Below are 17931 nucleotides of genomic sequence, written 5' to 3' on the forward strand. Positions count from 1 at the left end.
ACGCCGATCAATGCAGCCGGGCGATGATGGCACGCAGTGCTTCACCGAAGCGCCGGACTTCGTCGATGGTGTTGTAGTGCACCAGCGAGGCGCGAATGGCGCCGCTGTCCATGCTGAGGTTGAGGCGCTTCATCAGCCGCGGCGCGTACATATGGCCGTCGCGGATGCCGATCTGCATCTCGGCCATCGCCTCGACGATCATTTGCGGCGACAGCGTGCCGATGTTGAAGCAGAAGGTCGGCACGCGCTCGTTGAGGCGGGCCTCGTCGGCGACGCCATAGATCGTCGCGCCGCACGCCTTGAGCACGGCGAGCATCTCGCGCGCCAGCACCAGCTCATAGTCGCGGATTGCGTTCATGCCGGCGACGAGGTTGTCGCGCCGCGACCGGTTGTTCTCGGCCAAGAAGTTGCGGCCGATCGACTCGAGATAGCGCACCGCGGCATCCATGCCGGAGACATTCTCGTAGATGAAGGTGCCGGCCTCGACCTTGTAGGGCGGCTCGTCGGGAATGAAATCCTCGCGGAAGGTCGGCAGCCGCTTCAGCGTCTCGAAGCGGCCCCACAGGAAGCCCATATGCGGCGAAAAATTCTTGTAGCCGGAGCAGACCAGATAGTCGCAATCCCAGGCCTGCACGTCGATAAGCCCGTGCGGCCCGTAATGCACGCAGTCGAGGAACACTTCGGCGCCGGCCGCATGCGCGATGTCAGCCACTGAAGCAACATCGACGATCGAGCCGATCGAATGCGCCGTCACCGTGCAGGCGACGAGGCGGGTGCGGTCGGAGACCAGCGGTCGAAGATCGCCAACATGCAGATTGCCATCGTCGCGCATCCGCCACCATTTGAATTTCGCGCCGGCCGATTCCAGCGCCAGCCAGGTGGCGATGTTGGCATCGTGGTCCATGTCGGTGATGACGATCTCGTCGCGCTCCTGAAGCATCTGGCCGATACCGAGACTGACGAGGCGGATGAACGAGGTGGCGTTCATGCCGAAACAGATTTCTGCAGCACTATAGGCATTGATCAGCAGCGCAACGCTTTCGCGCGCATCGGCGATTGCTTGGTCGACGGCGACGCTGCGGCCATACCGACCGCCGCGCTGCACATTATGCGCGACCAGATGGTTGGTCACCGCGTCGAGCACACTTTGCGGGATCTGCGCGCCGGCGGCATTGTCCATGAAGATGAAGTCGCCGGCCTGCTGCAGAGCTGGAAACATGGCGCGGATCGTGTCGACCGGGAAGGCTGCGGAGACGTCGTTCGCACTAGGGGTCTGATGCTTGTTCAAGATGGTCTCCTGCGAAGTGCCTGGATGGGGAAGCGAAAATGGAGAAACTGGCGACGTCAGCGGGTCTTTTCGGTTTTGAAGCGACGTTCGAGCAGGCTGACGAGACGGACCATCGGCCAGAGAAAGAGGAGATAGACCAGCGCCGCGCCGATCAGCGGCGAGGGGTTGGCGTAGAGCGACTGTGCGTTGGTCGCTTCCTTCAGCAGTTCGGGCAGCGCCACGGTGGAGGCGAGCGAGGTGTCCTTGAACATCGAAACGCAGTTGCTGGTCATCGGCGGAATGACCACGCGGATCGCCTGCGGCAGCACAACCTTGCGCAAGGTCAGCAAGAACGGCAGGCCGAGTGCCTGCGCCGCCTCGAACTGGCCGCGCGGAATGCTTTCTATGCCGGAGCGGAACACCTCGGCCGAATAAGCCGCCATGATGATGGCGAATGCCGTCACCGCGGAGGTCCAGGACGACAGGCGTATGCCGAGGAACGGCAGCGCGTAGTAGATCAGGATCAGCACGACCAGCACCGGCATCGCCCGGAAAATATCGATATAGCCAACCGCCAGCAGCCGCAGCGGCTTTGGCGCATAGAGCCGCATCAGGCTGATCGCCAGGCCGACGGGGATACCGATGCCGATGCTCAGGAGCCCGAGCAGCAGCGTGTTCAGGAAGCCGCGCAGCAGCGCCGGCAGGCTGGAGATCATGACATCGGCGTTGAAGAAGGTCTCGATCAGCGACATGGGGAGCATTCCCGAAAAGGTTTGGCGTCCCGCGACGCTAAAGCATGCTGCCGAAGCCCGAAATCGGCCTTCGGAGCGGATCATGCGTGAAAGGCAAGGGCCACCGCGTCCAGTGCGTTCAAGAGGCGCGCAACGCTGCCCGTGAAATTGTGCCGGCGTGGAAAGCCGGCACGATTTCGGCAGCTGCCGCTCAGGCCTTCGGGATAGGCATTTCCTTAACGGTCGAAGAATCGGCGGGTGCGTCGCTGCCGAACCACTTCTTGTGGATCGAGGCCAGCGTGCCGTCCTTCTTCATCGCGGTCAGCGCGTCGTTCAGCTTGCCGAGCAGCGGGTGGTCCTTGGCCATCATCAGGCCGTACTGCTCGCCGGTCTTGATACGCTCTTTTACGGCGAGATCCTTCATCCTGGTGAAGGAGTATTCCAGGCCCGGAATGTCACTGACCGCGGCGTCGACGCGACCGGCGCTGAGATCGAGCAGCAGGTTCTGCTGCGTGTCGTAACCCTTCACCTCGCTGAACCCGCTGGCCTCCTGGTGCTGCTTGGTCCAGGCTTCGCCAGTCGAGCCGGACAGCACGCCGATGATCTTGCCCTTGAGGTCGGCGGCGGACTTGATCGGGCTGTCAGCCTTGGCGGCGATGCCCATGTCGGAATCATAATAGGGCTGCGAGAACGACTGCGATTTCAAGCGCTCAGGGGTGATCGTGATCGACGAGATGGCAACGTCGATGCGCTTCGACGTCGTGGCGGCGAACAGCGCCTGAAATCCGAGATCGGCGATTTCGGTGGTCATGCCGATACGCTTGGCCGCCTCGTTGACGATGTCGACTTCAAAACCTTCGAAGGTGCCGCCTTCGTTCTTGTACTCGAAAGGCGGATTGGTCGGATAAGCGCCGACATTCAGCACGTCCGCGGCATAGGCGGTGGCTGGGCCGGCGGCGATGCCGATGGCGGCAGCGAGAAGAAGCAGATTACGGCGAGTGAAGCTCATTTTCGTTCCCTCTGGTTCGGCCACTCCCTGTGGCGCTTTTTCACGTCCGCCCCTTTCAGCGCCGTATTTCCGGACACTGCAGGCGAGGCGGCGCCTGAAGTCAAGACGCGCGGCGTTGCCGTGAGCCGATCAACTGTTGCAGACGCTCCAGCAATGCATCGACCGCGTCGTCCGTGGTGACCATGCCGGGCGACAGCCTGAGCGTCGCGCCGCGCGCGTCGCAGTAAAGTTGCTGACTGCGCAGCGTCGACACTGTTTTCACCGGGTCGACTCCTTGCGGTAAAGCCAGCATCACGCTGCCGCCGCGCTGGTCTGGATCGAGCGGCGTACGGACCGCCCAGCCATTGTCCAGCGCGCAACCGATAATGCGTTCCGCGTGCGCCGCGTTTTGGGCGCGGATAGCGTCGACGCCTGTCTCGGCGACCCATTCTAGGCCGGGCAGCGATGCGACGCTGGCCAGGATGGCCGGTGTGCCATGGTCGAAACGTCGCGCATCGTTTGCATAGGAAAAACTGTCGAGATCCCAGGAGAAGGGGTTCGGTTGGCTGAACCATCCGCGAAGCTCGGGCCGGCAGGCGGACAGCAGATCGGGCGTCACCTGCAGGACGCCGGCGCCCGAAGTGCCGCACAGCCATTTCAGCGAGGTCGAGACGACGAAATCGACTGGCGTCTTCGCAATCGAGAAGGGTGTCACGCCGACCCCTTGGGTGATGTCAGCACCGACGATGCTGCCCATCTCCCGGCCATGCGCGGCGAGCCGCGCCACGTCGCAGCGGTGCGAGGCCGTCGAGGTGACGAAGGTCAGCAAGGCCAGGCCGACATCGTCCTGCCAGCGGGCGATGAAATCCTCGTCGCGCACCCAGCTCTCGCCCGGCCGCAGCGGCACGGTGTCGAGCACGAAGTCGAAGCGCTCGGCCAGACCGGCGAGCAGGAAGTGCAGGCTCGGAAAACAGTCAGCGGCGACCAGCAGGCGCTTTCCTGCCAGGCGCTCGGACGGCAAAGCGCCGATCAGGCTGTAGAGCGCCGACGTGACGTTCTCGGCGGTGGTCAGCGTGCCTTGTGGAGCATCGATCAGCGCGCCCCAGGCATCGATAAAGCGCTGCCGCGCGGCAAGGGCGGCCGGCCACTGGCCATCGTCTTCCGCCGACCAGATGCCCGAGAATTCCGACAGGGCAGCAGCCATGCGCTCCGCCTTGCCGGGAAACGTCCCGATCGAATGGTAGAGAAAATAACCAGACACGACGCTTTTGCTCCCTGTGATCATGTGATCACAAAAGGGGATACGGATCAATCGCTGCCCGCGAAGAAATGCGATTCAATCGCGAAAATCAGGGCGATCTTTTCCGGCCACGAGCGGTCGCAGGTCGGCACTTCCGGCGCCGATCTTGCGTTCGACCGCAGCGGAGCTTCAGGAGGCCTTGCCGAATCCAGCGAACTCGACCGGCCTGGGTTCCGGCACGTCGGGGCAGATCGCGCGCAGCGTCTCCTGCGTCGTCCTGATGTCGGCAACCACCTCTTCGCGGGCACGAGGAAAATCGCGATCCTTCAGTGCCGCGATGATCGCGGTGTGCCGCCCGGACGGCTCCATCGTGCCGGCGCGCATCAAAGGTGCGACATGGTTGGACAACAGCCGCATATAGGGGCCGAAGCGCAGCCACAGTGTCTCGATCAGCTGAAACAGCACGTCGGAGCCGGAGGCGCGGTAGATGGTGAAATGGAACTGCTGGTTCTTGGCAATCAGCTCGTAGATGCTGCCATTGCGCCCGATCGCCTGCTGGTCGGCGGTGATCTTCTCCAATGTGGCTATATCGGAAGCGGTCAGGCGCGGCGCCCCGAGTTCGGCCGCCAGCCCTTCGACGGCGACGCGCGCCCGGCAGAGGTCGTCGAGCCGCGCGCGGGTGACGACCGGCACGCAGGCTGAGCCGTTCTGCGATATCTCCAGCGCGTTCTCGGCGGCGAGCCGCCGCAAGGCCTCGCGTACCGGCATGTTCGAGGTGCCGAAGGCTTCGGCCAGCGAGGCAATGGTCAGCACCTGGGCCGGGTCGAAGCTGCCGACCATCAAGGCATGCCGAAGCTGCTGGTAGACGCCATCCTGGACGGTCACGCGTCCCGATACAGGTTCAAATCCCCTAGCCACGATTTTTGGTTTCCTTGGATTCCGACAGAAGCTATGTGCAAGTGGCCCGCCTGACCGCCCACCGGAAGCAAGGCGTGATCATCTGATCACAAAATGTGCGGGGAGCCAAGTCACTCGGCCGTCAAGGCCGAGGCAATGACGCCTAATTCCGACCGTTGGTGCTGCCCCTCATTGCCCTGCCGGGCATTTCTCCCCGTATAGTGACCAGGGGAATCGCATATGGAAGAACGAAAGAGAAACCGCCGTTCGAGAACGAAGAAATGGACTCGGTTCGATTCGGTTTTGTTCTCTGTTCGATTCCACTGTGAAACGGCATTTTTTCCATATGCGATTGCCCTGCCGTAAACGGGGAGAAAGAAGCCGGCCGCAATCTCGGCACTTGATTCTGCAGCGCTGGTGATTGGCGAAATCGTTGGTGAGAGCGTCCCTCGCCCCGTTTACGGGGAGAGGATGCCGGCAGGCAGGTGAGGGGCGGCGCCTACTTCGACAATTGGTTACTTCAAGAGGGGCTATCATTACTCCGGGATCACCGCTGTGGCCTGGATTTCCACCTTGGCGCGATCCTCGACCAGCGCCATCACTTGCATGGCGGCCATGGCCGGAAAATGTCGTCCGATGACCTCACGATAGGCCTCGCCAATCCCTTTGAGGTTGGCCAGATACTCGGCCTTGTCGGTAAAGTACCAGGTCATCGAGGTGATATGCTCAGGCTTGGCGCCGGCTTCGGCGAGCACGGCGACGATGTTGGCTAGCGTCTGGCGCACCTGGCCGACAAAATCATCGGTTTCGAATTGGCCTTGCCCGGTCCAACCGACCTGGCCGCCGATGAAGATCATCTGCCCGCGCGCGGCGACGCCATTGGCGTATCCAACAGGTTTCGCCCAGCCTTCCGGCTGCAGGATGGTGTGCATATCAAGCCTCCCGATACTCAAATCCGGTCGCAATGTTCAAAATTCGAAACCAGCTCACCCAATTTTCTGTCGCAAGCTCCGCCTCAGGCCGCTCCCATCACTTGCCTGGCGATGACCACCTTCTGCACGTCGGACGCGCCCTCGTAGATGCGCAGCGCACGGATCTCGCGATACAGGCTCTCGATGATGTAGCCCTTGCGGACGCCGTCGCCACCATGCAGCTGCACGGCTTTGTCGATCACCTCTTGCGCCTTGTCGGTGGCGAACAGCTTGGCCATCGCCGCTTCGCGGGTGACACGGGCGGCCCCCACGTCCTTGGTCCAGGCGGCGCGATAGACCAGCAAGGCGGCGGCATCGACGTCCAGCGCCATGTCGGCGATGTGGCCCTGCACCATCTGCAACTCGGCCATTGCAGCACCGAACAGTTTGCGCTCGGCCACTCTTTTGATGCTTTCGTCCAGCGCGCGCCGGGCAAAGCCGAGCGCTGCCGCACCGACGGTCGAGCGGAACACGTCGAGCACCGACATGGCGATGCGGAAACCGTCGCTCGGCTTGCCGATCAATGCCGAGGCCGGAACGCGGGCATTGTCGAAGGACAGGCGTGCCAGCGGATGCGGGGCGATCACCTCCAGCCGCTCGGCGATCGTCAGGCCCTTGGTTTCTGCAGGCACGATGAAGGCGGAAAGCCCCTTGGCGCCGGGCGCCTCGCCGGTGCGGGCGAAAACGACGTAGAGATCGGCAATGCCGCCATTGGAGATCCAGGTCTTTTCACCTGACAGCAGGTAGTCGTCGCCGTCACGCGTCGCCGTCATCTCCATATTGGCAACGTCCGACCCAGAGCGTGGCTCCGATAGCGCGAAGGCGGAAATCGCTTCGCCGGCGCGGGTCTTCGCCAGCCAGCGATGCTGCTCCGGCGTGCCGAACAGGCTGAGCGCGCCTGTGCCGAGCCCTTGCATGGCGAAGGCGAAGTCGGCCAATCCATCGTGCCGGGCCAGCGTCTCACGCGTGATGCAAAGTGCGCGTACGTCGAGCGGCCCAGGGTTTTCCGTGTCGAGCGCCGTCGGCTTCAGCCAGCCGTCCTGGCCGAGCTTCGCCACCAGCTCGCGGCATGCGGCGTCGACATCGTCAAGCGCGACCGGCAGGTTTTTCCCGCACCAGGCGTCCAGCTCTTCGGCGAGTGCGCGGTGACGGTCCTCGAAGAACGGCCAGGAGAGGAAGGAACGGTCAGGCATTTCTGCCTCCGCTGTACTTCAGGCGTTGCACTCCACGGCGCCCCCCTCTGTCCTGCCGGACATCTCCCCCTCTAGGGGGGAGATCGGACGTCACCCGCGCTTTCGCCAATAGCAAGCGTCGCAAGAAAGGCGCTGCTAGCAGAACTGCCAATCTCCCCCCTAGAGGGGGAGATGTCCGGCAGGACAGAGGGGGGCGCTGTCCCGCCAGCGTATCCATTGAAACAACCATCCTAGTTCCCCTCGAACACCGGCTTTTCCTTGGCCACAAAAGCCTCATAAGCCCGTTTGAAATCGCCGGTCTGCATGCAGATCGCCTGCGCCTGCGCTTCCGCCTCGATCGCCTGGTCGAGGCCCATCGACCACTCCTGGTTCAACTGCGTCTTGGTGATGCCGTGGGCGAAGGTCGGGCCGGAAACGATACGCGCTGCCATGTCGAGCGCGTCGGCTTCAAGTGCTGCGGCATCGACCAGCCGGTTGTAGAAACCCCAGCGCTCGCCTTCCTCAGCGCTCATCGTCCGGCCGGTGTAGAGCAGCTCGGCGGCGCGGCCCTGGCCGATAGTGCGCGGCAGGATCGCGCAGGCACCCATGTCGCAGCCGGCAAGGCCGACGCGGGTGAACAGGAACGCGGTCTTGGCCTCCGGCGTGGCGATACGGATGTCGGAGGCCATGGCGATAATGGCGCCGGCGCCCACCGCCACGCCGTCGACCGCCGCAATGATCGGCTTCCCGCAATTCAGCATCGCCTTGACGAAATCGCCGGTCATGCGGGTGAAGGCCAGCAACTCCTTCATGTCCATCTTGACCAGCGGGCCGATGATGTCGTGAACATCGCCGCCGGAGCAGAAATTGCCGCCATTGGGCAGGAACACCACCGCATCGACGTCGTCGGCATAGACGAGGTCGCGAAAAGTATCGCGCAGCTCGGCATAGCTTTCGAAGGTCAGCGGGTTCTTGCGCTCCGGCCGGTCGAGCCGGATTGTTGCAACCTTGCCTTCGACCTGCCAGAGGAAATGCGTCGGCTTGCGGCCGGCCATTTTTGTCATTCCCGTCCCTCCCAGTTGCTGCGGAAGGAGTCCAGCATGCCAGTCAGCCGGCGCGCCTCGTCCTCGCTCACATTGCCAAGCAGCTCGCCGATCCAGCTTTCATGCGCGGCGGCGATCAGGGCGAAAGCCTTCGAACCTTCCTCCGTCAGCCGCACCATCGAGGTGCGGCGGTCGCCATTGCGCCGGGCGCGGGCAACCAGCCCTTCCGAAACCAGCCGGTCGACGATGCCGGTCACATTGCCGTTGGACACCAGCAGGAACCGCGACAAGTCGCTCATCAGCATGCCTTCCGGCGCGCGGTAGAGTGCCGCCATCACGTCGAAGCGCGGCAGCGTCGTGTTGAACTCCTGCCGCAGGCGCTCGCGCAATTCGGCCTCGATGCTGCGTGAGGCGCGCAACAGCCGCACCCACAGCCGCAGGCGGTCCTTGCCGGGTCCGGACGGCGCGGGCAGGGGACCAGCTACCATGTCTCGCCTCCCGAGATCGAGATCGTCTGGCCGGTGATCGATTGGGCCGCATCGCCGCACAGCCACAGCACCGCGGCTGCAACTTCGTCGGGCTGGATGAAGCGACCTTGCGGGTTGGTCGAGGCAAGGCTCGTCCTTGCTTCTTCGGCCGAGCGGCCGGTCTTTTCAACGATACGCTGGATGGACTCTTCCAGCATGTCGGTTTCGACGAAGCCGGGGCATACGGCGTTGACCGTCACCCCGGATTTGGCGGTCTCGACCGCCAGCGCGCGCGTCAGGCCGACGACGCCATGCTTGGCGGCAACGTAAGCGGCGACATAGGGATACCCCTTCAGCCCTGCGGTCGAAGCGACGAAGATGATACGGCCCGTCTTCCGTGAGACCATGCCGGCCAGCGCCGGCTTCACCGTCAGGAACGCGCCGGTCAGATTGACGTCGAGCGTCCGCTGCCAGTCCGCGAGCGAGGTCCGCTGTGCCGGGGCACTGCCGGACATGCCAGCATTGGCGACGACGATATCGATCGGCCCGCGCGCCGCCTCGGCCTGGCTGTAGAGGGACGCCATTGCCGCCTCATTGGTGACATCGGCAGCGATGCCGAAAATACGGTCGCTTTCCCTGGCAACTTCGGCAAGTGCAGCCTCGCGACGGCCGCAGATGGTGACGTCGATCCCCGCGCCGGCCAGCGACAGCGCGATGGCGCGGCCGACACCGGAGCCGCCGCCGGTGACCAGCGCATGCCGTCCTGTCATCGTAGCGGCGGCACTCATACTTTCAGCCCCGCTGCGGCGTCGCGTTCGGCCAGCCGGTAGATCTGGTCGCGGCCAGGCAGATAGGGATCCGGCCATTTGACGCCGCGGTCGCCGAGTGTGACGGCCGCATGCAGCGTCCAGTAGGGATCGGCGAGATGCGGCCTTGCCATAGCAACGAGATCGGCGCGGCCGGCCATCAGGATCGAATTGACGTGGTCCGGCTCGTAGATGTTGCCGACCGCCATGGTCGCCATGCCGACCTCGTTGCGGATGCGGTCGGAGAACGGCGTCTGGAACATGCGGCCATACACCGGTCTTGCATCGGCCGAAGTCTGGCCGGCCGACACGTCGCAGATGTCGACGCCGGCCTCATGCAGCAGCCGTGCGATCTCGACCGCATCGGCCGGCGTCACCCCTTCGATGCCGACCCAGTCATTGGCCGAGATGCGCATTGAAACAGGTTTTTCGGCCGGCCACACGGCCCGCACCGCTTGGAAGACCTCCAACGGATAGCGCATGCGGTTTTCGAGCGAGCCGCCATAGACGTCCGTGCGCCGGTTGGTCAGCGGCGTGATGAAGGAGGACAGGAGATAGCCGTGCGCGGCATGGATTTCGAGCATGTCGAAGCCGCAACGTGCCGCCATTTCTGCCGAGGCGACGAACTGGTCGCGCACCAGATCCATGTCGGCGCGGTCCATCGCCTTCGGCATCTGGTTCTGCGGCGACCAGGCGATCGCCGATGCCGCCATTACAGGCCAGTTGCCTGACGTCAGCGGTACGTCGGTTCCTTGCCAGCCGAGCCGGGTCGAACCCTTTGCGCCGGAATGGCCGATCTGCGCGCAGATCTTTGCCTCGGTCTCGGTGTGGACGAAATCGACCAACCGTTTCCAGGCCACCTCATGATCGGGCGCATAGAAGCCTGGGCAGCCAGGCGTGATGCGGCCTTCCGGGCTGACGCAGGCCATCTCGATGTAGAGCAGGCCGGCGCCGCCCTTGGCCCGTTCGGCATAATGGGCGAAATGCCAGTCGGTCGGGCAGCCGTCGACGGCCTTGTACTGCGCCATCGGCGAGACGACGATGCGGTTGTGCAGCGTCATGTCGCGCAGCCGGAACGGCGCGAACATCGGCGCGCGACGAAGACTGTTGCCGCGGGCGCCCGCCTGGCGCTGGAACCATTCTTCGGCGCCGGCCAGCCACTCGGCATCGCGCAGCCGCAGATTCTCGTGGCTGATGCGTTGCGAGCGCGTCAAAAGCGAATAATTGAACTGCACCGGATCGAGGCCGAGATAGCGCTCGACCTCCTCGAACCATTCGAGCGAGTTGCGCGCCGCCGACTGCAGCTTCAGCACTTCGGTGCGCCGCGCATCTTCATATTTGCGGAACGCGGCTTCGAGATCGGGCTCGGACTCGACATAGTCGGCCAGCGCCACCGCACTTTCCAACGCCAGCTTGGTGCCGGAGCCGATCGAGAAATGCGCGCTTGCCGCCGCATCGCCCATCAGCGCCAGATTCTTGTACGACCAGCGCTCGCACAGCACGCGCGGGAAATTGATCCAGGCCGAACCTCTGATATGGTTGGCGTTGGTCATCAGCGCGTGGCCGCCGAGATGCCTGGCGAAGATCTGTTCGCAGACGGCGATCGATTCCTGCTGCGACATCGCGCCGAAGCCGAAGCGCTGCCAGGTCTGCTCGCTGCATTCGACGATGAAGGTCGCGGTATCGCTGTCGAACTGGTAGGCGTGCGCCCACACCCAGCCATGCTCCGTCTTCTCGAAGATGAAGGTGAAGGCGTCGTCGAACTTCTGCTGCGTGCCGAGCCAGACGAACTTGCATTTGCGGGTGTCGATATCTGGCTTGAACACGTCGACGAAGGCGCCCCGTGCCTTCGAGTTCAACCCGTCGGCGGCGACAACCAGATCGTGGCTCTCCATATAGGACTTGGGGTCGGCGATATCGGTCTCGAAGACCAGCTTCACGCCGAGCTCGCGCGCCCGCCGCTGCAGCAGGACGAGAAGCCGCTTGCGGCCGATGCCGCAGAAGCCATGGCCGGTCGAGACCGTGCGCACACCGTCATGGATGACGGCGATGTCGTCCCAATAGGCGAAATGTTTTTTGATCCAGACGGCGCTGACCGGATCGTTCCTGGTCAGATTGTCGAGAGTTTCGGCCGACAGCACGACGCCCCAGCCGAATGTGTCGTCGGCGCGGTTGCGCTCGAACACTGTCACCTCGTGCGCGGCGTCCCTGAGCTTCATCGAAATGGCAAAGTAGAGGCCGGCTGGTCCGCCGCCGAGAACCGCAACCTTCATTCGTGCGATCTCCTCTTCGCTTATTATTCGTCAGTATCGCGTCTGAAATAAATTATTCAAGCTTGAAGTTTCATAATTGAAGCGATCTGCCTCGGATGCCTATGACGTGCCAGCGGTCAGACCCGCAAGCACGCGCCCTCCGGATCATTTCTCCGGGGTTTTCGGGCTCCACAGCACCGTCTCCGCGCCTTTTTCATAGGCCATGCCGCTGGGATAGCTGATCGCTTCCAGCTGCAGGCCCCAGGGCGCCTGGAAATAGAGGATGGTCTGGCCGGCGGCCGGGCCTTCGGTAACCGGCAGCGGCCCCATACGCGTCTTGACGCCCTTTTCATCGAGATAGGCTTTCGCGGCAGCGATATCGTCGACATAGAAAGCGATGTGGAAGCCGCCAATGTCGCTATTGCGGGCCTGCAGGTCTCTCTGATCGGGCGCGGTGTATTTGAACAGCTCGATATTCGATCCGTGGCCGCAGCGGACCAGGGTGATCTCCTCGATCACCGCCTTGGGGTCGACGCCCAGCAAATCCTGCATGAACGTGCCCTTGTCGTCGGCGAATGGGCCGAAGGACATCGCCTTCTTGCAGCCGACGACCTCGGTGAAGAAGTCGACGGCCTGCTTCATGTCGGGCACCGTAACCCCGGTGTGATCATGCCCGCGCATGCCGGGAATGGAGCCGGCGGAAGCAGTGCCGATGCTGGCCAGGACGGCGGTCGCAAGCGTAGCGTTTCGGATTGCATTCCTCATGTCAGTCATCCTTCTCGCGGGACGTGGGTGACTTGCCGGGCGCACGCCCGAGGCCCGCTCTTCGGCGTGCGAATGAGATTTGCTGCGAATGATGCTTCATACCGGCACCTTAGCGGTGGGCAGCAGCCAGCCCTCATCGATCTCGGGCAGCGGGATGGCTGATATCAGGTCGCGCGTGTAGGCCTGCTGCGGCTTCTCGAACAAGGCGTCGGTGGCGCTTGCCTCGACGATCGCGCCTTCGCGCATGACGATCACCTGCCGGCACAACCGCCGGATCACCGACAGATCGTGGCTGATGAAGGCGACGGTCAGGCCCATTTCGGCGGCGAGCTTTTCCAGCAGCGTCAGGATCTGCGCCTGGGTCGACACATCAAGGCCGGAGACGATCTCGTCGGCCAGCACGAATTTCGGTGACAGCGCCAGCGCCCGGGCAATGCCGACGCGCTGGCGCTGGCCGCCCGACAGTTCGTGACGGTAGCGGCTGGCGAAGCTTTGCGGCAGGCCGACGCGCTGCAATGCCTCCGCGACACGCCGCTTGAGATTGTCGCCAAGCCCGTTTTGCCTGAGCGGGGCGGCGATGATGCTGGCAATGGTGCGGCGCGGATTGAGCGACGACATCGGATCCTGGAAGATCATCTGCAGATTGCGGCGCAGCGGCCGCAGTTCCGCCTCCGGCAGATGCGTGATGTCGCGCCCGTCGAAACTGATGCTGCCGGCGCTCGGCTCCAGCAGGCGCACCAAAGCGCGGCCGAGCGTCGATTTGCCCGATCCGGATTCGCCGACGATGCCGGTCACCGATCCCTTGGGCAGGTCGAAATCCAGCCCGTTCAGAATTTCCACCATCGGCGCGCGGCCGATCAGCGGCTTGCGCGTCATGTCAGGCAATGCGACCTTCAGCCCGCGCACGGAAAACAGCGGCTCAGCCATGTGGCCGTCTCCAGGCCTGGTCGGCAGCGGCGATCTCGGAGGCCAGCCCGGCCAATACCGCGTCGCCCACCGGTTTCAGCGAGGCGAACGGATCGGTGTAGCGTGGCGTCGCCGCCATCAGCGCTCGTGTGTAGGGGTGCTGCGGAGCTGCGAACAGCGCCGCCGTTTCGGCCTCTTCCACCACCTTGCCGGCATAGAGCACCGACACCTTTTGGCTGATCTTGGCGACGACGCCGAGGTCATGAGTGACGAACAGGATCGCCGTGCCGTGCTCGCGCTGCAATTGCGCGATCAGGCGCAGGATCTGTTTCTGTACGGTCACGTCGAGCGCCGTGGTCGGCTCGTCGGCGACGATCAGCCGGGGTTCGGCGGCGAAGGCGGCGGCGATCAGCACGCGCTGGCGCATGCCGCCGGAAAGCTCGTGCGGATAGCATTTGAGGACGCGGTCTGGGTCGCGGATCTGCACCTCGTCGAGCAATTGGCGGATGCGGGTGTCGGCTCGCTGCCCGCTCCAGCCGAGGATCCGCACCAGCCGGTCCGTCATCTGCGGCCCGATGCGGCGCGATGGGTTGAGCGCGGTCAGCGGATCTTGCGGGATCAGTGCGGTGCGCGCGCCTATCAGCGTGCGCCTCGCCTTTGGCTGAAGCCGGCCGAGGTCTTCGCCTTCGAGCAGCATATCGCCTTCGACGATGCGCACGCTGGGCGGCAGCACGCCGAGCACTGCCTTGCCGATCATCGTCTTGCCAGCGCCGCTCTCGCCGACCAGGGCGCGCACCTCGCCAGGTTGAACGGAGAGCGAGACCGAGCGCAGCACGCGTTGGCCGTTGGCCAACACGGCACTCAAGCCGCTTATGTCGAGGCAGGGTTTCGCGGCGCTCATCGCAGCACCGGATCGAAACGGGCCTTCAACGCCTCGCCGAACTGGCTGAACGACAGCACGGTCAGGATCAGGATGACCAGCGGGAACACCAGCACCCACCACGCCTGATGGATCGACAGCCGGCCCTCGGCAATGATGCCGCCCCAGGTCGGATCGTCGGTCGAGATCGACAGATTGACGAAGGACAGGATCGCCTCGACGATGACGGCGATGCCCATTTCGAGCGACAGCAGCGCTACGATCGACGGCACCACATTGGGCAGCACCTCGCGCAACATGATGCCGATGCGGCCATAGCCGGCGATGCGGGCGTTCTCGACATAGTCCATGCGCGCCTGGCCCATGGTCTCGGCCCGGATCACCCGGCAGAAGCGCGTCCAGTCGATGACGGCGATGGCAATGATGACCGAGCTCAGGCCGGTGCCGAGCACGGCGACCAGCAGGATGGCGAACAGCACCGGCGGAAACGCCATCCAGACGTCGACGATGCGCGAGATGATGCGGTCGGCCCAGCCGCCGAAATAACCGGCGATCAGCCCGAGGGTCGAGCCGACCAGGCAGGCGGCCAAGGCTGCCGCGAAGGCAACGATGAAGGCGATGCGGGCGCCGAAGACCAGCCGTGACAGGAGATCGCGTCCCAAGCTGTCGGTGCCAAGCCAGAAGCCGGGTTCCGCGCCCCTCATCCAGAACGGCGGCAGGCGTTCGAACATCAGATCCTGCGCCAGCGGATCCTGTGGCGCCACCAGCGGCGCGAAAATCGCGGCGAGCAAAGCCAGCAGCAGCCAGCCTCCGGCCAGCCACAGCCTTGCGCCCGAGCCATGTCTTGAAATGCGGCTGTCATCCATGGCGCAGCCTCGGATTGAGCAGCGCGTACATCATGTCGACAGTCAGGTTGATCAGCACGAACAGCAGCGCGAAGACCAGCACGATGCCCTGGATCAGCGGCAGGTCGCGGTTGATGACGGCGTCGATCGCCATATTGCCGAGACCTTCATAGGAAAACAGCCGCTCGACGATGACGGTGCCGCCGATCAGGAAGGTGAACTGCACGCCGACCAGAGTGAGCGTCGGCAGGGCGGCGTTCTTCAGCGCCTCACGCAAAATAACCTGCGTTTCCGAAAAGCCCTTCACCCGCGCCAGCACGACATAGTCGAGATCGAGCACTTCCTTCAGCGACTGTTTCAACAGCTGTGAGATGATCGCGGCGAGCGGCAGCGCCAGGGCCACGGCCGGCATCAGCATGTGCCCGAGCAGGTCCTTCGTCAGGTCGAAGCGCAGCCGCACGATGCTCTCGAACAGATAGAACTGAGTGACGAAGGGCAAGTCGAGCTGCGGCGAAACCCGGCCGGAAATGTCGAAGATAGGCACCAGCACGCCAAACAAAAGGATCAGCACCAGGCCCCACAAAAAGTCGGGAATGGAAAGTGCCGCACCGCTGGCGATGTCGATGCCGGCTTCGACTGCCGTGCCGCGTTCGCGCGCCCCAAGGATCGCCGTCGTGCCGCCGATCGCCAGCGCCATCAAAAGAGCGACGATGGCGAGTTCCAGCGTCGCCGGCAGCCGGTTGAAGACCAGCCCCAGCACGTCTTGTCTCAGCGAGATCGAGGTGCCGAAATCGCCCCTGACGACGCCGGACAGCCAGATGAAGAACTGCTCGACGATGGTCTTGTCGAGCCCGTAGAGCGCATGCAGCCGGGCGATGTCGGCGTCGGTTGCGCCGGGCGGCAGCATCATCGCGATCGGGTCGCCGGGCGCGACGCGAATGACGACGAAGACCACGACGGCGACGCCGAACAGCGTGATCGCCATCGTCAAAAGACGGATCAGAAATCTTTGCAGCAGCATGGTCGCCTGTACGCCTGGCGGAAAATTCGCGCCGTCGTTGCGGACGGCGCGCGGCAATCCCTGGCCGATCTCAGGCCGGCGTCATCAGTGCCGGCAGAAGCGCACCGGACACGTGCTGCACGACATTGACGCCCTTGGCACGCACGATCGGCTGCGCATACTGGATCAGCGGCAGCACATAGGCCTGTTCGGCGATGTACTTGTCGACAGCCTTCCAGCCGGCGATGCGCTTGGCCTCGTCCTTCTCACCCCATAGCGGGTTGATCATGTCGATCAGATCCTGGCTGTCCCAAACCGAATGCGGGCTCGGGCCATAGGTGGCAAAGCCGGTCGACGTGGTCGGATCGCCGATCGCGTTGCCCCAATTGTAGAAGGCCGCCGGCGTCAGCTTGTCGGCGGCGCGCAGCTCGTAATGCTTGGCGATCTCGTAGACCTCGATCGTCGCCTCGATGCCGACCTTGCGCCACATGCCGACGATCGCCTGGATCATCTCGTAGTCCTTAGGCTTGAAGCCCTTGGTCGTCTGTATCGTGAACTTGACCGGCTTCTCAGGCGAATAGCCGGATGCGGCCAGCAATTCCTTGGCTTTTTCGGGATTGTGCTCGACCTTGATCGACGCATCGTAGGCCGCGTATTCCGGCGTCTCCAGCGTATCGATCGGCTGGCCGTAGCCGCGTAGCAGGCGATCGACCAGCAACTTCTTGTCGACCGCCATGACGGCGGCCTGGCGGACGTTCTTGTCCAGCATCACGTCGATGTCGTTGAAGAAGATCATGCCGATGTCGGAAACATTCTTGCACGAGCCGGCAAGCCCGTCCTTGGCGATCAGCCGGTCGTATTCCTCATAAGGGATTTCGAGCGTCACCTGCGAGGAACCGGACTCGATTTCGGCAACGCGGCTCGCCGCATCGGTGACGAACTTGATCGTCACATTCTCAAAGGCCGGCTTGTCGCCCCAATAGTTCGGATTGGCCTTGAGCCGCAGGAAGGCGTTGCGCTCGAATTTGTCGACCATGTAGGGGCCGGTGCCGATCGGCGCCTTTTCGAAGCCCTCGGCGCCGACCTTCTCGTAATAGGCCTTGGGCATGATGTAGCCGGTCAGGAACGACATCCACTTGAAATACACCGGGTCGAACTGCACGACGTCTCCGGTGATCTTGTTGCCGTCGATCTTGAAGTTGTTGACGTTTTTCCAGACGAACTGGATCGGGTTGCCGGTCTTTTCGTCGCCCGCCCGCTGCAGCGACCAGACAACGTCCTCGGCCGTGAACGGCGAGCCGTCATGCCAGGTGACGCCGTCGCGCACCGTCATCATGATCTTGGTGCGGTCGTCGTTCCAGCCCCATTCGGTCAGCAGGCCCGGCGCGAAGGACAGGTCCGGCTTCTGCGGAATAAACTGGTCGAACACTGACTGGTAGAGACCCTGAATCGTCGGGTTGACCGCCGAGGGTCCGGTGGTCGGGTCCCAGGACGGCAGGTTGACGTTATAGGCGATGGTCAGTTCGCCGGCTGCCTTGGCCATTTGCGGCAGGCCGATAGCGGTGGCGCCAAGCGCTGCTGCGCCATATCCGAGCAATTCTCGTCTGTTGATTGTCATGATCGTTCCCCTGTTGGTTTTCTGTGCGCGTCGTTATCCGTTCAGTGGGTTTAGGCTCCTTGGGCAACCGCGCATTGCCTCTC

The 17931-nt window shown here is 63.6% G+C and carries 17 protein-coding genes; all 17 read right to left on the reverse strand.

Going from position 1 to position 17931, the window contains the following annotated elements; all coding sequences use genetic code 11:
- Positions 1-7: 7 nt before the first annotated feature.
- The gene (locus NKH12_RS16500; RefSeq protein ID WP_352954108.1) at positions 8-1288 is read right to left on the reverse strand and encodes a cysteine desulfurase-like protein; all 1281 of its coding nucleotides are present in this window, start codon (positions 1286-1288) and stop codon (positions 8-10) included.
- A gap of 56 nt (positions 1289-1344) precedes the next feature.
- Positions 1345-2019, reverse strand: a complete 675-nt coding sequence (locus NKH12_RS16505) for an amino acid ABC transporter permease (RefSeq protein ID WP_095482972.1) — start codon at positions 2017-2019, stop codon at positions 1345-1347.
- A gap of 190 nt (positions 2020-2209) precedes the next feature.
- The gene (locus NKH12_RS16510) at positions 2210-3007 is read right to left on the reverse strand and encodes an ABC transporter substrate-binding protein (protein ID WP_352954109.1); all 798 of its coding nucleotides are present in this window, start codon (positions 3005-3007) and stop codon (positions 2210-2212) included.
- Positions 3008-3107: 100 nt separating this feature from the next.
- Complete coding sequence (locus tag NKH12_RS16515) at positions 3108-4247, reverse strand: aminotransferase class V-fold PLP-dependent enzyme (protein WP_352954110.1); 1140 nt, start codon at positions 4245-4247, stop codon at positions 3108-3110.
- A 168-nt stretch (positions 4248-4415) separates the two neighbouring features.
- The gene (locus NKH12_RS16520; protein WP_352954111.1) at positions 4416-5144 is read right to left on the reverse strand and encodes a GntR family transcriptional regulator; all 729 of its coding nucleotides are present in this window, start codon (positions 5142-5144) and stop codon (positions 4416-4418) included.
- Between the two features lie 515 nt (positions 5145-5659).
- Complete coding sequence (locus NKH12_RS16525; protein ID WP_352954112.1) at positions 5660-6055, reverse strand: RidA family protein; 396 nt, start codon at positions 6053-6055, stop codon at positions 5660-5662.
- 83 nt (positions 6056-6138) lie between these two features.
- Positions 6139-7287, reverse strand: a complete 1149-nt coding sequence (locus NKH12_RS16530; protein WP_352954113.1) for an acyl-CoA dehydrogenase family protein — start codon at positions 7285-7287, stop codon at positions 6139-6141.
- A gap of 230 nt (positions 7288-7517) precedes the next feature.
- Positions 7518-8330 carry an enoyl-CoA hydratase family protein gene (locus tag NKH12_RS16535; protein WP_352954114.1) on the reverse strand — a complete coding sequence of 271 codons (813 nt, stop codon included), beginning with the start codon at positions 8328-8330 and terminating at the stop codon, positions 7518-7520.
- Positions 8327-8797 carry a MarR family winged helix-turn-helix transcriptional regulator gene (locus NKH12_RS16540; protein WP_352954115.1) on the reverse strand — a complete coding sequence of 157 codons (471 nt, stop codon included), beginning with the start codon at positions 8795-8797 and terminating at the stop codon, positions 8327-8329. Before NKH12_RS16540 ends, NKH12_RS16535 begins: the two co-directional genes overlap by 4 nt.
- Entirely contained in the window at positions 8791-9564 is a 774-nt protein-coding gene (locus NKH12_RS16545) for an SDR family NAD(P)-dependent oxidoreductase (RefSeq protein WP_352954116.1), read from the reverse strand. Before NKH12_RS16545 ends, NKH12_RS16540 begins: the two co-directional genes overlap by 7 nt.
- Complete coding sequence (locus NKH12_RS16550; RefSeq protein WP_352954117.1) at positions 9561-11855, reverse strand: bifunctional salicylyl-CoA 5-hydroxylase/oxidoreductase; 2295 nt, start codon at positions 11853-11855, stop codon at positions 9561-9563. The genes NKH12_RS16545 and NKH12_RS16550 overlap by 4 nt, the downstream gene beginning before the upstream one ends.
- Positions 11856-11999: 144 nt before the next feature.
- Complete coding sequence (locus tag NKH12_RS16555) at positions 12000-12599, reverse strand: VOC family protein (RefSeq protein ID WP_352954118.1); 600 nt, start codon at positions 12597-12599, stop codon at positions 12000-12002.
- A 96-nt stretch (positions 12600-12695) separates the two neighbouring features.
- Positions 12696-13526, reverse strand: coding sequence for an ATP-binding cassette domain-containing protein (locus tag NKH12_RS16560; RefSeq protein ID WP_352954119.1), 831 nt, complete (start codon positions 13524-13526; stop codon positions 12696-12698).
- A complete protein-coding gene (locus NKH12_RS16565) occupies positions 13519-14406 on the reverse strand; it encodes an ABC transporter ATP-binding protein (RefSeq protein ID WP_352954120.1) in 888 nt (295 codons plus the stop codon). Before NKH12_RS16565 ends, NKH12_RS16560 begins: the two co-directional genes overlap by 8 nt.
- Entirely contained in the window at positions 14403-15251 is an 849-nt protein-coding gene (locus NKH12_RS16570) for an ABC transporter permease (RefSeq protein ID WP_352954121.1), read from the reverse strand. Before NKH12_RS16570 ends, NKH12_RS16565 begins: the two co-directional genes overlap by 4 nt.
- Positions 15244-16251 carry an ABC transporter permease gene (locus tag NKH12_RS16575; RefSeq protein ID WP_352954136.1) on the reverse strand — a complete coding sequence of 336 codons (1008 nt, stop codon included), beginning with the start codon at positions 16249-16251 and terminating at the stop codon, positions 15244-15246. The genes NKH12_RS16570 and NKH12_RS16575 overlap by 8 nt, the downstream gene beginning before the upstream one ends.
- Positions 16252-16321: 70 nt before the next feature.
- Positions 16322-17848, reverse strand: coding sequence for an ABC transporter substrate-binding protein (locus NKH12_RS16580; protein ID WP_352954122.1), 1527 nt, complete (start codon positions 17846-17848; stop codon positions 16322-16324).
- Between the last annotated feature and the right edge of the window lie 83 nt (positions 17849-17931).

The organism is Mesorhizobium sp. M1322 (assembly GCF_040318085.1).
Taxonomy (GTDB): domain Bacteria; phylum Pseudomonadota; class Alphaproteobacteria; order Rhizobiales; family Rhizobiaceae; genus Mesorhizobium.